Here is a 17,105-nt window from a genome sequence, read left to right on the forward strand (position 1 = left end):
CTCCCTCGATTGTTCGCATGCTTATGGTAAGCATGGCTATCTTGTACATGCCGGAACGGCGCGGACAAGCCCGGTTCCGAAGGGGGGAATATCACCATGAACGACTTCGACCCGGCCCGGCACCGGATGGTGGCGGAGCAGCGCTGGTTCGAGGATTTCGCCATCGGCGAGCGCTTCGTCCTGCCGAGCCGGACGATGACGGAGGCGATCTTCCTCGCCTTCCAGGCGGCGAGCGGGGACAATCATCCGGTGCATTACGACGCGGAATACTGCCGGGCGCGGGGGATGCCGCATATGCTGGCGCACGGGTTGCAGACGCTGATCCAGACGGCGCCGGGGGCGGGGCTCTTCCCCTTCCTCGTCGAGGAGTCGCTGGTCGGATTCCTCGAGCAGTCCAGCCGGTTCCTGAAGCCGGTCTTCGTCGGTGATACGCTCTACCCGGCGCTCACGGTGGCGGAGCTGGCGCCGCGGCGGACGACCGGTGTCGTCGGGCTGGCGAGCACGGTGCACAACCAGCGGCGGGAGCTGGTGCTGGAGGGGGCGATGCGCTTCGTCATCCGCAAGCGGGGCGCGGCAGCAGGCCCCGGTTGACCATCGCCCAGCGGATATGGGCGAGCACGGCGGCCAGTGCCTCCGGCAGCGGGCGGGCGTCCAGCAGCGCCTCCAGCGGCAGGGGCGGCAGGCGGTCGCCGAGGTCGAAGAGCTGGTCGCAGAGCGATGCCTTCTTCTCGTCCGGCAGAGCCGAGGTCGTGACGCCGCGCATGGCGTCGCAGAGCAGCGGGTGGAGCTTGCGCTCGCGGCTGGGCGGGATGCCCGTCAGTGGCGCGAGTTGGGGCGCGCCGATCAGGGCGAGGAAGCCGGGCAGGACGGAGCCGCGATGCGGGAGGCAGACCGCCTCATAGTCGTGGAAGGCGCAGGCCCCGGCGCCGAAGGCCTGGCGCCAGAGCTGGGTGCGGCGCTCGAAATCGGCCGAGAGCAGGTTGTCGGCATCGCCGAGGAATTGCGCGAGGGGGCGTGCCTCGCCGCCCATCTGCACCTCGTGCCGCCAGCGCGAGAGCAGGAAGCTCAGCGGGTCGCGCACCAGGCCGATCACGCGCGGGGCGTAGGGGCGGAGAAAGGCGGCCAGTGCCGCGAGCGGCTCCGGGCTGAAGTCGAGGCGGCAGAATTCCTCGCTGCTCAGCAGGATGGTGCGGCCGGCTTCCCGGGCGGCGTCGAGCAGCGGGCGGTAGTGGGCCTCGACTTCCGCGCGGGTGTAGGGGCGGTCCTGCCAGGGGTAGTCGCGCCCCTCGAAGCCCCAGGCGAGGTCCGGGTGGCCGAGCCAGCCGCTCAGCCCGGCGGGGATGTCGATGCCGGCCTCGGCGAGTTGCGGGGCGATGTGCGGCAGCGCCTCCTGGATCGCGGTCGAGCCGGTCTTGTGGTAGCCGATATGCAGCAGGACGGTCATGGCGCGGCGAGCCGGGCGAGGACGGCGTCGGCGAGCGCCTCCGGCGTGGTGCCGGGGGTGCTGCGCAGGATCAACTCGGGCGCCTCTGGCGGCTCGTAGACGCTGCCGATGCCGGTGAAATTGGGGATCTCGCCGGCAAGGGCCTTGGCGTAGAGGCCTTTCGGGTCGCGGCGGATGCAGTCCGCGAGCGATGCGTCGACGAAGATCTCGAGGAAGCTGCCGGGCGGCAACAGGTCGCGGACCATGCGCCGGTCGGCGCGGAAGGGCGAGATGAAGGCGCAGATGGCGATCAGCCCGGCCTCGGCGAGGAGCTTCGCCGCCTCGCCGGCGCGGCGGATGTTCTCGACGCGGTCGGCCTCGGTGAAGCCGAGGTCGCGGTTGAGGCCGTGGCGGAGGTTGTCGCCGTCGAGCAGCATGGTGGCGCGGCCGGCGGCGTGCAGGCGCTGTTCCACGAGGCGGGCAATGGTGGACTTGCCGGAGCCGGAGAGGCCGGTGAACCAGACGACGCGGGGCGATTGGCCGAGCAGCGCGGCGCGGGCGGCGGGCGTCACCAGCCCGGCCTGGCGGTGGATGTTGGCGGCGCGGCGGAGCGCGTGGCGGATCATGCCGGCGCCGACCGTGCGGTTGCTGGTGCGGTCCACCAGGATGAGGCCGCCGGTGGGGCGGCATTCGGCGTAAGGGTCGAAGGCGAGCGGCTGCAAGGTGGAGAGGTTGGCGAGCACCACCTCGTTCATCGCCGCGCTGTCGGCCGGCTCCGTGGTGCCGGTCGCGATGTCGAGGCGGTGGCGGATGCGGGTGACGGTGCAGGGCGTCCAGGCGGTGCCGGCGCGCAGCAGGTAGTCGCGGCCGGGCAGCAGCGGCTCGGCGTCGAACCAGACGAGGTCGGCGGCGAATTGGCTGGCGACGGTCGGCCGCTGGTCGGGCGGGGCGAGCAGGTCGCCGTGGGCGGCGTCGATCTCCTCGGCGAGGAGAAGGGTGACGGCCTCGCCGGCCTCGGCCTGCTCGCGCTCGCCATCCGGGCCGAGGATGCGGGCGATGCGGCTGGTGGCGCCGGTGGTGGCGACGGTGATCGCATCGCCGCGCCGCCAGATGCCGGCGGCGACGGTGCCGCAGAGGCCGCGGAAATCGGGCGAGGCGCGGTTGACCCATTGCACCGGCAGGCGGGGCGCCGCGGCGAGTTCCGGGCGTTGCAGCGGCAGGTCCTCGAGCAGGGTCAGCAGCGGCGGGCCGTCGTGCCAGGGCATGGCGGCGGAGGCGGTGGTGACGTTGTCGCCGTGGCGGGCGGAGATCGGCACGGCGCTGGCGGAGCGGAAGCCGAGGCTGGTGGCGAGGGCGGCGAATTCGGCCGCGATGGAGTGGAAGGCGGCTTCGTCGAAGCCGACCAGATCCATCTTGTTGACGGCCAGGACGAGGTCGCGGATGCCGAGCAGGGCGCAGATGGTGGCGTGGCGGCGGGTCTGCACCAGCAGGCCGCGGCGGGCATCGGCCAGCAGCACGGCGGCGTCGCAGCCGCTGGCGCCGGTCGCCATGTTGCGGGTGTACTGCTCGTGACCCGGCGTGTCGGCGACGAGGAAGCTGCGGCGGGCGGTGGCGAAGCTTCGGTAGGCGACGTCGATGGTGATGCCCTGGGCGCGCTCGGCCTCCAGCCCGTCGAGCAGGAGGGCGAGGTCGGGCGCCTCGCCGGTGGTGCCGAAGCGGCGGCTGTCGCGGGCGAGGGTGGCCCGCGTGTCGTCCATCACCTGGCCGGTCTCCCAGAGCAGGCGGCCGATGAGGCTCGACTTGCCGTCATCGACGGAGCCGCAGGCGAGGAAGCGCAGCGTCTCGCGGGTGTTGGGCGTGGCGGCGTCGAAGGCCATCAGAAATACCCCTCGCGCTTCTTGCGCTCCATCGAGGCCTCCTCGTCGCCGTCGATCAGGCGGCCCTGGCGCTCGCTGGTGCTGGCGGCGCGCATCTCGGCGATGATGGCGGGGAGCGTCGTCGCGGTGCTCTCGACGGCGCCGGAGAGCGGGTAGCAGCCGAGGGTGCGGAAGCGGACGCAGCGCTGCTCCGGCCGCTCATCCGGGGCGAGGGTCAGGCGGTCGTCATCCACCATGATCCAGGTGCCGGCGCGGTGGACCACCGGGCGGGGCGCCGCGAAGTAGAGCGGGACGACGGGGATGCGCTCGGCCTCGATGTAGTCCCAGACGTCCAGCTCGGTCCAGTTGGAGAGGGGGAAGACGCGCATGCTCTCGCCCTCGGCGAGGCGGGTGTTGAACAGGCTCCACAGCTCTGGCCGCTGGTCGCGTGGGTCCCAGGCATGGCCGGGGCCGCGATGGGAGAAGATGCGCTCCTTGGCGCGGCTGCGCTCCTCGTCGCGGCGGGCGCCGCCGAGGGCGGCGTCGAAGCCGTGGGCGTCGAGCGCCTGGCGCAGCGCCTCGGTCTTCATCACCCGCGTGTGGAGGGCGGAGCCGCTGGCGATGGGGCCGATGCCGCGGCGCAGGCCCTCCGGCTTGGTGTGGACGATGAGGTCGAGGCCGTGCTCGCGCGCGGTGCGATCGCGGAAGGCGATCATCTCGCGGAACTTCCAGCCGGTGTCGACATGCAGCAGCGGCATCGGCAGGCGGGCGGGCGCGCAGGCCTTCTGCGCCAGATGCAGCAGCACGCTGCTGTCCTTGCCGATGGAGTAGAGCAGGACAGGCTTGCGGAAGGCGGCGAAGCACTCGCGGATGATGCCGATCGCCTCGGATTCGAGGTGGCGGAGATGGGCGGTGAGCGGTGCGGCCGCGATCAGGTCCATGGCGGGGTGGCCTCAGGCGGCGGAGCCGCGCGGCGCCGGGGCCCCTGCCCGGCTGGCGGCCGGCGGCGCATCCCAGCCGTCGGACGGAGCTTCCGCGAGATCCTGCGTGGCCGCCTCGGCCCGCGCGGCCTCGTAGCCGTGATGGATGTTGTTCGAAGATTGGTTCTTCATGGGTGGCGCGATCCAGCCTGTCCTGGAATGGGCTGCAAGTGCGTGACGGGTGGCGTGCCTGCTCTGGTCATCCCTGCGCCCGCAGCCAGCCGAGCACCCGTGCCTCCGATGGCTCGGCGATCATCTCGAAGGCCTCGCCGACGCGGCTGAAATGCGGGTTGAGGGTCGGGTCCTCGGTAAAGGCATCGCCCCAGCGCCGCTGCATCACGCCGAGCGCCTGGCCCCAGGCGGCGTCGCGCATCGCGTCGTCGAAAGCGCTGCGCAGGCTGCGGCTTTCCTGGTGCACCGCCTCGACATCGCCGAGGAACAGCACCTCGTGCCCGGCGGCGCGGAGCTTCAGGCAGAAATCGATGTCGTTGAACCAGACCGGCAGTTCGTCGGCGTCGAAGCCGCCGCAGTCGCGGAAGGCGGAGGCGCGGCAGGCGAGCGCCGCGCCGGTGACGGCCGCCGCGCGGCGCCGGCTGACCCAGCGGCGCAGCGGGCCCGGCGCGTCGCGCTCGGCGCCGCGGCCCTCGTGCTCGGTGCGGCCGTTCAGGCCGAGCACCACGCCGGCATGCTGCACCCGGCCGTCCGGGTAGAGGAGGCGCATGCCGGCGGCGGCGACCTCCGGGTCGGCGAAGGCCTCGGCCAGGGCAAGGTCCCAGCCGGGGGTCAGCAGTTCCACGTCGTCGTTGAGGAAGAGCAGCAGCTCCTCCCCGACAGTCCTGGCCGCCAGGTTGTTGAAGGCCGACCAGTTGAAGCCTTCCGGCCGCCGCAGCAGGGTGGCGCCGGGGCGGGCCGTGGCCGGGCCGGGTGCGTCCTCGGGGCGGTTGTCGATGACCGTCCAGCGCAGCAGGCCGGGCCGGGCGGCCTGGCCTGAAGCGGCGTCGAGGCAGCGCTCCAGCAATGGGCCGGCCTCGCGCGTCGGGACGATGACGCGGATGGCAAGCGGCGCGACCGCGCCGCGCGGGGCGGGTGCCGGCGGGACCGGCGGGCGGCGGCGCTCGGCCAGCATCCGCGGCAGATGGATCACCCGGCCCGCGGCGGCGGCGGCGGCTAGCAGCGCCTCGGCGGTGGCGGCCCCGGCCAGCAGGCTGCGGCGGATGGCGAAAAGGCTGGGGCGGAGCCCGGCGGCGGCCAGGGCGCGCGGGTCGTAGCCGGGCAGCAGGACCGGCTGCGGCGGCGCGCCGGGGGCCTCGCGCAGCACCTCGTCGCAGATCAGCGCCGTGGCGTCGGGGCCGAGATGCGCCGCGGCATGGGCGAACCAGGCGAGCGCCGTGTCACAGAGGATGGCCGGGCCGGCCGCCACCAGCACCCAGTCGGCCACGTCACCCTCCGGCAGCCAGAGCGCCGGCGGCGCCCTCGGGTCGAGGAGGATCGGCCGGAAGTGCCGCTCGGCCATGGCGGCCAGCGCGCGGTCGGCGGTGACCAGGCCGAGGCGGCGCAGCATGCCGGGAGCGGCGGCGGCCGCCTGGACCAGGCTGCCGACCAGCGCTGCCGCCTCGGCCGGCGCCGTTTCGCCCGGCAGCAGGAGCAGGTCGAGCCGCACCCGTGCGGCGCCGGCCGGCAGGCGTGGCCGGTAGCGGGCGGCGTAGAGGTCGAAGCGGTGCAGCGGCACGGCGGCGAGGCTCTCGATGGCGGGCAGCCGGGCCTCCAGCAGGGCGAGGCTGCGGCGCAGCTCCTGCACCGCGGCCAGGGTCTCGTAGAGCAGCGAGCGGCCGGCGGCCTGCGCCTCGCCGATCCGCCAGCCCTGGCCGAGCGCGGCCAGCTCGGCCGCTGCGTCGCCGGACAGGGCATCGCGGGCCAGGGCGTTCTGGTAGGCGGAGGCCGCCGCTTCGCGCCGGCCCAGCCGCTTCAGCAGGTGGCCGAGCTGCAGCCAGCCATCGGCGCAGTCCGGCGCGGCGGCCAGCGCAGCGCGGTAGGCGGCCTCGGCCTGGAGGGGCTGGCCGGCCTCCTTCAGCATGTTGCCGAGCTGGATGCGGATGGCGGCCTCCTCGGGCCCGGCGGCGAGCGCCGCGGCATAGAGGCTGGCAGCCTCCGCCCAATGGCCGGCGTCGCGGGCCTGGTCGGCCAGGCGCAGGATCGCGCCGGGCGAGGCGGTGGAGGCCCCGGCCGGCAGTTCCGCCCCATGGGACGGCAGGGCCATGCCCTCTGCACCGTCCGGCATGGTCAGCCTCCCTCGCCGGCGGGGCCGGGCCGCGTGGCGGCCTGCTCGGCCTGCCAGCGCAGGAAGGCGCGCACGCCCGGCCGATCCTCCTGCGCGGCGACGACCGGCGGCTCGGCATAGGGCGGCGGGCAGGGCCAGTCGGGGCAGGCCGGCAGGCCGCGCGCCAGGTCCAGCACATGGTTGGCGGCGGCCTCGACCTCCCAGTCCAGGCTGCGCTCGGCGGCATCCTCCATGCAGGCGGCGGAGCGCCGCGCCCAGCCCGCGGGGTCGTCGAGCAGCGCCTGCATCGCCTGGGCCAGCGAATACTCGCCGTCGAAGGCCAGCACCGCGGTGCCGGCGCGATGGTCGAGCAGGTTGTTGTAGCGGTAGAGATCGACCGGCACGCAGCCCGCCGCCATCATCTCGAAGGGGATGCGCGAGGGGTTGGAGGCGCTGATGCAGAGCCCGACCTTGCAGCGGGCACAGAGCTCGGCGAGCCGGCCGAGATCGAGCATCAGCCCGAGATTGACCACCGGGAAGTCGAGCGCGATCGGCAGGTCCGAGCCGTAGACGTAGATGGTGACGTCCGGCCGCGCCTGCTTCAGCAGCCGCAGCGCATGGATGCCGTGCTGCGGCGTGCGGCGCGGCTTGTCCGGCTGGTAGAGGAAGCAGACCGCCTCCTCCCGCGCGATCTCCGGGCGCGGGCGGTAGAGAGCGGTGTCGCAGCCGAGGCCGGCCGGCACCGCATCCGTCGCGTATTGGCGGCGCAGCAGGTGGCTCAGCCAGTGGCCGATGGTGATGTGGCGCAGGCCGTAGGTGTAGCTCGCCTCGTTCCAGAGATAGGCGTCGCTCACCGGGTTGAAGAGCGCCTCCAGGTCCTGCACGAGATAGGCGCGGGTGCGGGCCTCCGGCAGCTCGGCGACGAAGCGGGCGGAATGGGCGATGGTCGCCAGCGCCAGGTCGCAGGCGATGTGGCGGTGCCACTGGGTGTGGATCACCGCGCTGGTGCCGGCGAGATAGTGCTCGGCGACCTCGACCCCCTCCCCCACCCCTTCGAGGAAGACATCGAGCCGCCAGCCGAGCGCCCCGAGCCGCCGTGCCAGGTTGAACAGGGTGCGGTGGCCGCCGGAGCCGCGGATCGGCGCCGGGGCATAGACGCCGAGGCGGTCGCCGGGGCCCCGCAGCAGGGCGGGGCCATGGGCCAGGGTGAAGGCGGTGGGCAGGGCCGCGCGGCGGGCCGGGCCGATGCCGTCCAGCCAGGCGCGGACCTCGCCGGTGCGCAGCGCCGCGGCGGGCCAGCGCAGCCCAGTGGTGCCGGCGCGGGCCGCCTCCAGCAACCTGCCGCGTGCCTTGCCCTCCAGCCGGGCCGGCAAGGGAGCGCCGCCGACCTTGTCGCTCCGGCCGGTGCCGAAGGTCTCGTCATGCTCCAGCGCGGCGAAGGCGTCGGCGACGGGGGGGCGGTCGGCGAGGCTCTGCGCCAGGCGGCGGGCGAGCGGCAGCAGGTCGGCGGCGACCAGGCCGTGCAGCCGGATGTAGTCGGCCAGCGGCGCCACCGCCTGGAGCATGCCGCGCTGCATGGCGGCGACCGGGCCGCGGATCACCGCCTCCTCGCCCGGGATCGGGGCGCGGCGGGCGACGACCCGGCCGCCCTCCTCCGCATAGTCGCGGACCGAGCCGCCGGGTGCGTTGAACAGCATCTCGAGGCCCGCCACCTCGTCCAGGGCGAAGCCCTGGCCCGGCAGGTTCTCGTTGCCCAGCCAGCCATGCTTGCGGCTGCGCGGCGGCTGCGGGTTAAGGAAGCCGAAGAGGCCGAGATACCAACCGACGGTCGGCGCGCCGGAAACCAGGGCGATGTTGTCCTGGATGGTGCCGCGCCAGCCGATATCGACGCAGTGGCGCGGCGTGGCGCCGGGGGTGAAGCCGCGCTCGGCGAGATAGGCGCGGAGCAGCGCGCGCTGCCCGCCGAGCCGCTCGCCGGCGGCGGCGCGAAGCTCGGCATCCTCGAGGATGCGCAGCACCGCGGGGCTCTTCCAGGGGTAGCGGACCGGGCGGTCGGCGGCCAGGCCGTGCCGCTCCGCGACCCGGCGCATCAGCGCGGCATCGAGGTTGAGCGAGGCGGCGAGGCCGGCCATCGACTGGGTGCCGTAGAGGCTCCAGAGCCGCATCAGCGCCTCGGCCGAGAACTCGGGCAGCGAGGGGCCGAAGGTCGCCAGCCGGCTGACCTCCAGCAGGCTACTCTCGGGCAGCGCGAGGTTGAAGGGGTCGGCGGCGCGGATCGCCTCGTGGACCTCGCGCAGGAAGGCACCCTCGCGGGTGAAGAACCAGAGCGTCTCGGCGCCCGCGGCAAGCGCGCCCTCGGCGGCGTTCAGGCAGAAGCCGAAGGCGAAGAGGGAGAGGCGGATGCCGGCGGCGGTGTCGGCATCCGGCGCGGCCCGCGCCAGGTCCTCGAGCAGGCCGAGGATGCGGCGGTGGTGCGGGCCGGCATCGCCGCCGCGCAGCGCCTCGAAGGCCTCGCCGAACCAGGCTTTGCGCGACTCCTCGGCGGGCGAGACGTAGCGGAGGGAGCGCAGCCCATGGCGGCGCGGCATCTCGACATCGGCTTCGAGGTTGTCGCCGACATGCAGGACCTCCTGCGCCGGCAGCCCGGCCTCGGCGAGGATGCGGGGGAAGAGCTGGCCGCCGCGCTTGGTCTCGAAGCTGTCGCAGGAGACGTGGCGGGAGAGGAAGCCGTCATCCATCCCGTGCGCGGCCAGCAGCCGGTCCATGAAGCCGTCCGGCATGTAGAAGTCGGAGGCGTAGCCGGCCCGGCCGGCAGCGGCGCGGAGCAGTTCGCGGGCGATGGCGTCGGGGCGGGTGGCGCGACGCTCGGCGGCGAATTCGTGGTCGAGCAGGGCCTGGCGCAGTGTGGCCAGGGCGGCGGGCGGGGTGCTCGGCACCAGGGCGCGCCACAGCCAGACATCGGCCGCCTCGGGGAAGCGGAATTCGTGCCCGGCGCGGGCGACGGCGGCCTCGGCCTCCAGCCGCAGCGTCAGCAGCGTGGCGGGCGTCGCCTCCTGGTCGCGCAGGAAGGCCTGGCCGCGCAGCTTCAGCAGACGGGCGGATTGCAGCTTGATCTCGTCGGGGTGGCAGTCGCGCCGCAGCAGCGTGTCCCAGATGTCGAAGGAAACGCGGCCGGCGCTGGCGATCGCCGCCAGCAGCGGGGCCGGTGCGGGCGTCGGGCGGCGCTGCGGCAGACGGTCGGCGGGGCCGGCCTCGGTGCCGTAATCCTCGAGGTCGATGACCACCCGGATCGGCGCCGGCGGGGCGGCAGCCGAGGCGGCGCTCGCCGCGGCGTCCCGGGCGGCGGCGAGGTTGCCGTCGCTGATCCGGTCGGCGCCGTCCGTCAGCAGGTGGCGGTAGAGGGCGAGGGGCTCGGCCGGCGCCTCCGGATACTCGGCCGCGCAGGCGACGAGGTCGATGCCGGGATGCGGCGCCGCGCCGGCGGCGATGCCGCGGGTGAGGAAGTGGACCAGCGGGTTGAGGCCGAGGGCGGCGGCCTCCGGGTGGCGCGCGGCGTACCACGAGACGTCGAACAGGCGGTTGGGCGAGAGGCCATGCGCCCAGCCGGCCTCGACGAAATGGGTGAGCGGGTTGACGCGCGCGGCACGCAGCTCCGGCGCCTGGCCGAGGTAGAAGTCCGGGTCGAAGGCCGGATGGGGCGTGAGGCCTGCGGCGAAGCCCTCGCTCAGATAGTGGTGGAACAGCCCGGCGGGTGGGATGCCGGGAACCTGGGCGGCGTACCAGGCGGGGTCGAAGAGCGGGTGCGGGCTGGCGCCGGCAGCAGCGCCGGCCAGGACGTAGTGGCCGAGCGGGGTCGCCGCGCGTTCCTGCCAGCCGGGATTGGCGGCGGTGTAGTGGGCCACGTCGAAAAGCGGGTGCGGTGGCTGCAAGGGCGCCTCGCGCAGTTGCCAGGCGACCACGCCGGCCGGGTCCCCCGCCGCCTCGGGATGGCGCTCGGCGAACCACTGCGCGTCGAACAGGCCGGAGGCTTCGATCCGCTCCACCTCGGCGGCGAGCAGGTCGTCCCGCTCGCCGAGGCCGGTGGTGAGCGGAGAGAGGGCGTCCAGCCGCGGCAGGAGCGCCGGGCGGGGGCGAAGGGAAACATTCATCGGGCCGCCTCGCGGAAAGGCCGGGACGGGTGGCCGACGGGTGACGGCGGCGCAACCGGGGCGCCTCGAAGCCTGCGCTGCTGCGGCATGTTTCCGTCCCGGCGGCGAACCGTCACGCTCGTTATCATTACAAAATGATAGCACATGCTTTCTGGAATGCCAGGGTTTTGGCAAGGCATGCGCAGCGTTCAGACAGAATGTTATTTGAGCGTGACGTCCATGTCCTGGTCGTGGCACGGCATCACGCGGGCAGGGCAGGTTCCGGTGCGGCAGGGGAACGGGGCGGGTGAGCCCGGACAGGACGGGAGGGGCGGCAGAGGCCGCGCCGCTGGCCCTCGCGGGCCATGCCCCGGGCGTGGCCGCCCGGGGCAGTCGGAGGTCAGTGCGTGGCGATATCGCCCGAGGGCTGGGGCGAGCCGAAGGTGCTGTCGGAGAAGGCCTCTTCCCAGGTGCCGGAGGTGCTGGCCTTGGAGTATTCCGTCGCGCGGTTCTCGAAGAAATTCGTGTGCTCGACCGCGTTCAGCATCTCGTCGAGCCAGGGCAGCGGGTTCTTCTCGATGTGGTAGAGCGGCTGCAGGCCGAGCTGCTGCAGGCGGCGGTCGGCGATGAAGCGGATGTAGGTCTTGGTGTCGGCCGCGTTCAGCCCCTCGACGCCGCCGAGCTCGAAGGCGAGGTCGATGAAGGCGTCCTCATGGTCCACGATGGTGGCGCAGATGAGGTAGAGGTCGCGCCGGAAGTCCTCGGTCCAGATCTCCGGGTTCTCCTGCACGAAGGTGCGGAAGAGGCGGATGACGGAAAGGCAGTGCAGCGTCTCGTCGCGCACCGACCAGGAGACGATCTGGCCCATGCCCTTCATCTTCCCGAAGCGGGGGAAGTTCATCAGGATGGCGAAGGAGGCGAAGAGCTGCAGCCCCTCGGTGAAGGCGCCGAAGGCGGCCAGGGTCTTGGCGATCTCGGTCTTGTTGTCGACCGTGAAGCCCTGCATGTAGTCGAACTTGTCCTTCATCTCCTTGTACTTGAGGAAGGCGCTGTACTCGAGTTCCGGCATGCCGACCGTGTCCAGCAGGTGGCTGTAGGCGGCGATGTGGATGGTCTCGATGTTCGAGAAGGCTGAGAGCATCATCAGCACTTCGGTCGGTTTGAAGACCTGGCTGTAGTGCTTCATGTAGCAGTTGTTCACCTCGACATCCGCCTGGGTGAAGAAGCGGAAGATCTGGGTGAGCAGGTTGCGCTCGCCTGTGGTGAGGTTGCGCTGCCAGTCCTTCACGTCGTCGGCGAGCGGCACCTCCTCCGGCAGCCAGTGGACGCGCTGCTGGGTCAGCCAGGCATCATAGGCCCAGGGGTAGCGGAAGGGCTTGTAGACCGGGTTGGAGGTGAGGAGGTCGAAGCGCACGGGGTGCTCGTCGGGTGTGTGGATGCCATCGGGCATGGTGGTGTCCTTGCGGCTGGCGGGCACTCCGTCGAGTCCCCGGTGAATTCAGGATGGGCGGAGTCCCCGCGTGCCACAAGAAGGCTGGCGGTGTCGCGGGGTTCCTTGCCCTACCAGATTTTGTGCGTGTTGCTTCCCAGGCACACAATTTATGGGGCAGCGGCGAGGTCCGTGGTTTCGGGCGGCAGGGCCCGCACATGGGTCAGCGGCAGGGTGATGCGGCAGACCATCCCCTCGGCCTCCCATGCCCGCGTCACCTGGCCGTGGAGCTGGTCCTCGATGCTCGCCCGGATGACGCGGCTGCCGAAGCCGCTCCGCTCCGGCGCCCGCACGAGCGGCGGGCCGCCCCGCTCCTCCCAATGCAGCCGCAGCAGGCCGGCCGCGTGATCCACCTGCCAGGACAGGCTGAGTTGGCCGCCCGGGAGCGAGAGCGCGCCGTATTTGGCGGCGTTGGTGGCGAGTTCGTGCAGCACCAGGGAGAGCGGCTGGGTCGCCGCGGCGGTCAACTCGACCTCCGGGCCGGCCAGCGTGCAGGCCGGGCCCTGCGCGGCGCCGGCGGGCAGGAAGGCGGCGAGGCTGCGCTCGGCCAGCGTCCGCAGCGCGGTGCCGGACCAGCCGGTCTCGGCCAGCAGCCCCTGCGCCCGGGCGAGCGCGGTGACCCGGCCCTCGACCGCTGCGGCGAAGGCGGCCGCATCCTGCTTCGGGGCCAAGCGCACGGCGGCCTGCACCACGGCCAGGGCGTTCTTGGCGCGGTGGTCCACCTCGCGCATCAGCAGCCATTGCCGCGCTTCCGCCGCCTTGCGCTCGGTCACGTCGCGGGCGACGCCGGCGATGCGCAGCGGGCGGCCGCTGGCCGCGTCGCGCTCCACCACGGCGCCGTAGGATTCCATCCAGATCCAGGCGCCCTCGCGGTTCCGGGCCCGGTATTCGACCCGGTAATGCTCGCTTGCACCGTTCGCCACCGCCTCCACCGCCGCCCCGACCCGGCCGCTGTCCTCGGGATGCACCGCATCGGCCAGGTAGCGCTCCAGGGAGAAGCCGTCGAGCGGCAGGCCGGGACGGGCGGGCAGGACATGGCCGGTCCGCGTCGCGGTCCGGTCCCGCAGGTCGATCTCGAAGCTGCCGAGCCCGGCCGCCTCCAGGGCCAGGCGCAGCCGGGCATCGCCGCGGCGCAAGGCGGCCTCGGCCCGCAGCCCGGCCATCCGCAAGGCCTCGAATTCGGCCACCGCCGCCTCGGGCGGGGGCGGCGGGCGGTCCTCCGGCGGCAAGCCGGCGGCGATCCGCTCGGCATGGCGCACCAAGGCGTGGACGGGCCGCAGCACGCGGCGTGACAGACCGACCGCCAGAAGGAGGCCGGAGCAAAGCGCCAGCAGGCCGCCACCCAGCAAGGCCACCACCGGGTTGAACCAGGCCTCGATGAAGGTCGCCTCGGGTTCGTTCACCCAGAGGGTCCACCCCGGCGCGGTGCCGAGCTGGTGATAGGCGGTGCGGATGGGCTTGCCGTCGAGCAACCGCCGGCCCGTCAGCAGGCCAGTGACCCGCCGTGGCTCCTGGTCGCTGCGTGGGGGCCGTTGCTGCCCGACCAGGCGCTCATGGTCCTCCGAATGGGCGACCAGGACGCCGCGGCGGTCGGTGATGGCGATGGCGCCTTGGCCCGAGAGCACCTGGCCACGCAGCAGCCGCGCCAGGTGCTCCGGCAGGATCGGCATGCCGACGACATAGAGCACCTTCCCGTCGCGCAGCGCGGGGACGAAGACGAAGGCGCTGAGCCGCCCCGAATTGCGGCCGGTGGCCAGGTCGCTCACGGTGGGCTGGCCGGTCTCGAAGACCCGCGCGATCGCCACCCCGCCACCGCCCGGGCCGATGCCGCCACCGGAGCCCGGCACCGGGCCGCCTGATGGGACCAAGGTGTGGACGACCGGGCGGAGCGAGCGGTCCAGCACGGTCACCCAGCCGCCGAAGGCCGTGCCCACATTGCGTGCGAGGCTGTCGAAGGCGGCGAGGTCGCCGGCCGGGTCGAGATAGGAGGAGGCAGCAAGCACCTGCAATGCGGCGCGGCGAGCGGCGATCTCGCTGTCGATGACCGCGGCGAGGGCGCGGGCGCTGTCGATGAGGCGGGCCTCGGCGGCGCTGCGGTAGCTGCGCAGCGCGGTCCAGCAGGCGGTGCCGCCGAAGCCCAGGGCCGGGAGCAGCACCGCCAGGACCAGCCCGACGAGGTGCAGGCGCAATCCTCGGAGGCGGCCGTCCGGCGGGGCGGAGGGTTCGGCGGCCGGCGCGGGGGCGGGCACACCCATGGCGGCGCTCTGGTCCATGAGTCCGGTAGATTCCTGGGCCGCGCCGGCGGGCCACCGAAAAGTTGCGGTGGCTTTATATGAACTGAAATGCGAAGCATGTCACTAACGAAACGTCTTGCCGCCATATGGAGAATGCGCCGAACGGCGCATTCCACGACAGGACAGGCTTTCAGGCGATAGAGCGGGCTACTGGCATTATAGGACAGCCCAACCGGAAACTGTGTGTTGGATAGGGCTAAAAACAATGGATTGCATGGCAGGGCGCGCGCTTGAACCCGTATCACCGGAAACAAAGCCTCAGTTTTCGCCAGCTCCGCATGTTCGAAGTTTCCGATCAGCTCCGGGATGCTTGAGACGGCTTCTGTTTCCCGGCATTCACTAAATATAGCGTACTCGAGCTTGACACAACACAATCTGTGGGGATTATGGTAGCTGGCGCGTGAGTAGTGCCAAACCGTACAACCCATGCTCAGAGCGCATCCGGCGCCATGCCCCGCGCTCTAGCAGGCTGCTGAGATTCCCTCTCGCGACTGGCGCCGGATCGTGATTCGCTCGCCCTGTCAGGAGGCGAGGTCGGAATACGTGGCAAGGACGAAATGCGGAGTTCGCTGCGCATCTACGTCAATCTTGAGCAGTGGATCCGTCTTGACCACCAATGTGGGACACAACGGCGAGCAGGACTTCCGGGGCCAGAAGCGCAGCAACGACACGCATGCCTCCTCGACCGACCTGGACGTCAAGCTGTTCCGCAACGAGGGTCCGGGCAAGGAGGCCAAGCTCTGCTTCATGGGTCACCCGTTTACGGAGAACCGGAACGGCCTGATCGTCGGCGCCGTCGCGACCCGCGCCCCGCGCCACGCCGAGCGACTCGTCGCGCTGCACCTGATCGCACCACCCACCGACTGCCCGAACCCGGTCACCCTCGGCGAAACAAGGCCTTCGACGGCTGCGACTTCGTCGCCGAGCTTCGCGAGATCAACGTCACCCCGCACCTGGCGCAGAACAGCAGCGAACGACACTCGGCGACCGAAGGTCGGACCACAAGCCGTTCCGGCTACGCCGTCAGCCAGTGCATCCGTAGGCGGATCGAAGTGGCGTTCGGCTGGGCCAAGACCATCGTTGGGCTGCGCAAGGCCCGATATGGGGGCCCGCCCAAAATCGACTGGCAGTTCACCCTAGCAGCTTGTCGGATTCCCAGCTGGTCTGAGATGGGCAAATCTGGCGGGCATGACAGGGTTCATTCCGTTCAGCCGCGAGCAGGCCTTTCTGCTGCTGCCGGATGCCAAGGACTGGCTGCCGGCGGACGACGTGGCGCACTTCGTAGTGGCCGCGGTGGATCGGATACCGCTCGGGGCTTTCGCGGTGCGGCCGACCCCGGGCGGCCGCGCGCAGTATCACCCGCGCCTGCTGCTGGCGCTGCTGATCTACTGCTACGCGAACGGGATCTTCTCCTCGCGCCGCATTGAGCGGGCGACGCACCGCGACCTCGGGGTGCGCTACGTGGCGGCGAACCTGCATCCTGACCACGACACCATCGCCGTCTTCCGCCGGGCCAACCGCGCTGCCTTCGAGGCGGCCTTCCTGCAGGTGCTGCTGCTCGCCCGCGAGACCGGCCTGCTACGGCTCGGCATGGTGGCGATCGATGGCACCAAGCTCGACGCCAATGCGTCGAAGATCCGTTCGGTGCGCTATGATCGCGCCAAGGAGCTGCGCGCCAAGCTCACCGCCGATATCGCCACGCTCACCGACCGCGCGGAGGCAGCCGACGCCGAGGCCCAGCCCGACCCGCAGGCGCTACCCGCCGAGATCGCCCGGCGCGAGGCGCTGAAGGCCAAGCTCGACGCTGCCTGCGCTCGGCTTGAGGCCGAGGCCCGTGCCGAAGCCGAGGCCGCCCGACCCGAGTATGACGCCAAGCGCGCCGCCTACGAGGCCAAGACGGGCCGGCGGGGCCGCCCGCCCAAGCCGCCCAGCGACGACACGCCACCCGAGCGGCAGTCCAACCTCACCGACCCCGACAGCGCGTTGATGCGCCGCTCCGACGCGCACGAATACCGCCAGACCTACAACGCCCAGGCGGTGGTCTGCGCCGAGGGCTCACAGCTGATCCTCGCAACCAGCGTCGTCGCCACCTCTGCCGATGCGCCAAGCTTTGCCAAGACCATCCTCGGCATGCAGCAGGGCATCGGCCTGCCACAGACCGTCCTCGCCGACACCGGGTTCGCCTCAGGCGAGGCGGTCGCCACCCTCGAGGCGCAGGGCATCGAGCCGCTGGTCGCCATCGGCCGCACCCAGCCGCACCGACCCTACGACTTCCGCCCCTCACCCAAGCCGAAGACCACCCGCCGTGTCACCGAACCCTGGCGCGTCACCATGCTGGAAAAGCTGGAAACCCCCGACGCCAAAACTCGCTACGCCCGGCGCAAGCAGACCGTCGAACCGGTCTTTGGCATCATCAAGTCAGCCCTCGGCTTCACCCGCTTCCACCTCCGCGGCCTCGCCAAGGTCACCAGCGAGTGGACCCTGATCGCCCTCGCCTACAACTGCCGCAGGCTCCACAACCTGCGGCTCGCAGCCTGATAGCGCCTCAACCCTCGGCCTGACACCGAGGGCAAATCCGACAGGCTGCTAGCGCCCGTAAAAGTCTGAACGCGAAATAAGCCTTCTCCTTCAGGTCGGTTTCGATACGTAGGGCAGTGCGCCGACTGGGCCTCACCATGT

The 17,105-nt window shown here is 72.1% G+C and carries 11 protein-coding genes; 2 read left to right on the top strand and 9 right to left on the bottom strand.

All coding sequences use genetic code 11. The features are described 5' to 3' along the window. The first annotated feature begins 96 nt into the window (after positions 1 to 96). Positions 97 to 591, top strand: a complete 495-nt coding sequence (locus JMJ56_RS17680; RefSeq protein ID WP_236037859.1) for a MaoC family dehydratase — start codon at positions 97 to 99, stop codon at positions 589 to 591. Here the strand turns inward: JMJ56_RS17680 and JMJ56_RS17685 are convergent. The 9 genes from JMJ56_RS17685 to JMJ56_RS17725 form a co-directional block, all read right to left on the bottom strand. After that, positions 554 to 1,444 carry a hypothetical protein gene (locus tag JMJ56_RS17685; RefSeq protein ID WP_202833091.1) on the bottom strand — a complete coding sequence of 297 codons (891 nt, stop codon included), beginning with the start codon at positions 1,442 to 1,444 and terminating at the stop codon, positions 554 to 556. The genes JMJ56_RS17680 and JMJ56_RS17685 overlap by 38 nt on opposite strands. Next, the gene (cysC, locus tag JMJ56_RS17690) at positions 1,441 to 3,300 is read right to left on the bottom strand and encodes an adenylyl-sulfate kinase (RefSeq protein WP_202833092.1); all 1,860 of its coding nucleotides are present in this window, start codon (positions 3,298 to 3,300) and stop codon (positions 1,441 to 1,443) included. Before cysC ends, JMJ56_RS17685 begins: the two co-directional genes overlap by 4 nt. Further along, positions 3,300 to 4,220 (bottom strand): sulfate adenylyltransferase subunit CysD, encoded by a 921-nt coding sequence (cysD, locus tag JMJ56_RS17695; RefSeq protein WP_202833093.1) that lies wholly within the window; start codon positions 4,218 to 4,220, stop codon positions 3,300 to 3,302. The genes cysC and cysD overlap by 1 nt, the downstream gene beginning before the upstream one ends. Before the next feature lie 12 nt (positions 4,221 to 4,232). Next, complete coding sequence (locus tag JMJ56_RS17700; protein ID WP_202833094.1) at positions 4,233 to 4,391, bottom strand: hypothetical protein; 159 nt, start codon at positions 4,389 to 4,391, stop codon at positions 4,233 to 4,235. A 67-nt stretch (positions 4,392 to 4,458) separates the two neighbouring features. After that, positions 4,459 to 6,537, bottom strand: coding sequence for a glycosyltransferase (locus JMJ56_RS17705; protein WP_202833095.1), 2,079 nt, complete (start codon positions 6,535 to 6,537; stop codon positions 4,459 to 4,461). Between the two features lie 2 nt (positions 6,538 to 6,539). Further along, positions 6,540 to 10,664, bottom strand: coding sequence for a rhamnosyltransferase WsaF family glycosyltransferase (locus JMJ56_RS17710; protein WP_202833096.1), 4,125 nt, complete (start codon positions 10,662 to 10,664; stop codon positions 6,540 to 6,542). A gap of 379 nt (positions 10,665 to 11,043) precedes the next feature. Then, positions 11,044 to 12,093: a ribonucleotide-diphosphate reductase subunit beta gene (locus JMJ56_RS17715; RefSeq protein WP_202833097.1), complete on the bottom strand. Its 1,050-nt coding sequence runs from the start codon at positions 12,091 to 12,093 to the stop codon at positions 11,044 to 11,046. 149 nt (positions 12,094 to 12,242) lie between these two features. Continuing rightward, positions 12,243 to 14,405 carry an HWE histidine kinase domain-containing protein gene (locus JMJ56_RS17720; protein WP_202833098.1) on the bottom strand — a complete coding sequence of 721 codons (2,163 nt, stop codon included), beginning with the start codon at positions 14,403 to 14,405 and terminating at the stop codon, positions 12,243 to 12,245. A gap of 603 nt (positions 14,406 to 15,008) precedes the next feature. Then, positions 15,009 to 15,269: a hypothetical protein gene (locus tag JMJ56_RS17725; protein WP_202833099.1), complete on the bottom strand. Its 261-nt coding sequence runs from the start codon at positions 15,267 to 15,269 to the stop codon at positions 15,009 to 15,011. A gap of 345 nt (positions 15,270 to 15,614) precedes the next feature. On the opposite strand from JMJ56_RS17725, the gene JMJ56_RS17730 reads away from it, so the two are divergent. After that, positions 15,615 to 16,964 carry a transposase gene (locus JMJ56_RS17730; protein WP_202833100.1) on the top strand — a complete coding sequence of 450 codons (1,350 nt, stop codon included), beginning with the start codon at positions 15,615 to 15,617 and terminating at the stop codon, positions 16,962 to 16,964. Positions 16,965 to 17,105 lie beyond the last annotated feature (141 nt).

It is taken from the genome of Belnapia arida, assembly GCF_016773205.1.
GTDB lineage: Bacteria > Pseudomonadota > Alphaproteobacteria > Acetobacterales > Acetobacteraceae > Belnapia > Belnapia arida.

What these genes read in the sequence shown, in the direction of transcription:
- JMJ56_RS17720 (WP_202833098.1), bottom strand. Translation starts at nt 14,405, where the DNA reads ATGGACCAGAGCGCCGCCATGGGTGTGCCCGCCCCCGCGCCGGCCGCC.
- cysD (WP_202833093.1), bottom strand. Translation starts at nt 4,220, where the DNA reads ATGGACCTGATCGCGGCCGCACCGCTCACCGCCCATCTCCGCCACCTC.
- JMJ56_RS17705 (WP_202833095.1), bottom strand. Translation starts at nt 6,537, where the DNA reads ATGCCGGACGGTGCAGAGGGCATGGCCCTGCCGTCCCATGGGGCGGAA.
- JMJ56_RS17700 (WP_202833094.1), bottom strand. Translation starts at nt 4,391, where the DNA reads ATGAAGAACCAATCTTCGAACAACATCCATCACGGCTACGAGGCCGCG.
- cysC (WP_202833092.1), bottom strand. Translation starts at nt 3,300, where the DNA reads ATGGCCTTCGACGCCGCCACGCCCAACACCCGCGAGACGCTGCGCTTC.
- JMJ56_RS17715 (WP_202833097.1), bottom strand. Translation starts at nt 12,093, where the DNA reads ATGCCCGATGGCATCCACACACCCGACGAGCACCCCGTGCGCTTCGAC.
- JMJ56_RS17710 (WP_202833096.1), bottom strand. Translation starts at nt 10,664, where the DNA reads ATGAATGTTTCCCTTCGCCCCCGCCCGGCGCTCCTGCCGCGGCTGGAC.
- JMJ56_RS17680 (WP_236037859.1), top strand. Translation starts at nt 97, where the DNA reads ATGAACGACTTCGACCCGGCCCGGCACCGGATGGTGGCGGAGCAGCGC.
- JMJ56_RS17730 (WP_202833100.1), top strand. Translation starts at nt 15,615, where the DNA reads ATGACAGGGTTCATTCCGTTCAGCCGCGAGCAGGCCTTTCTGCTGCTG.
- JMJ56_RS17685 (WP_202833091.1), bottom strand. Translation starts at nt 1,444, where the DNA reads ATGACCGTCCTGCTGCATATCGGCTACCACAAGACCGGCTCGACCGCG.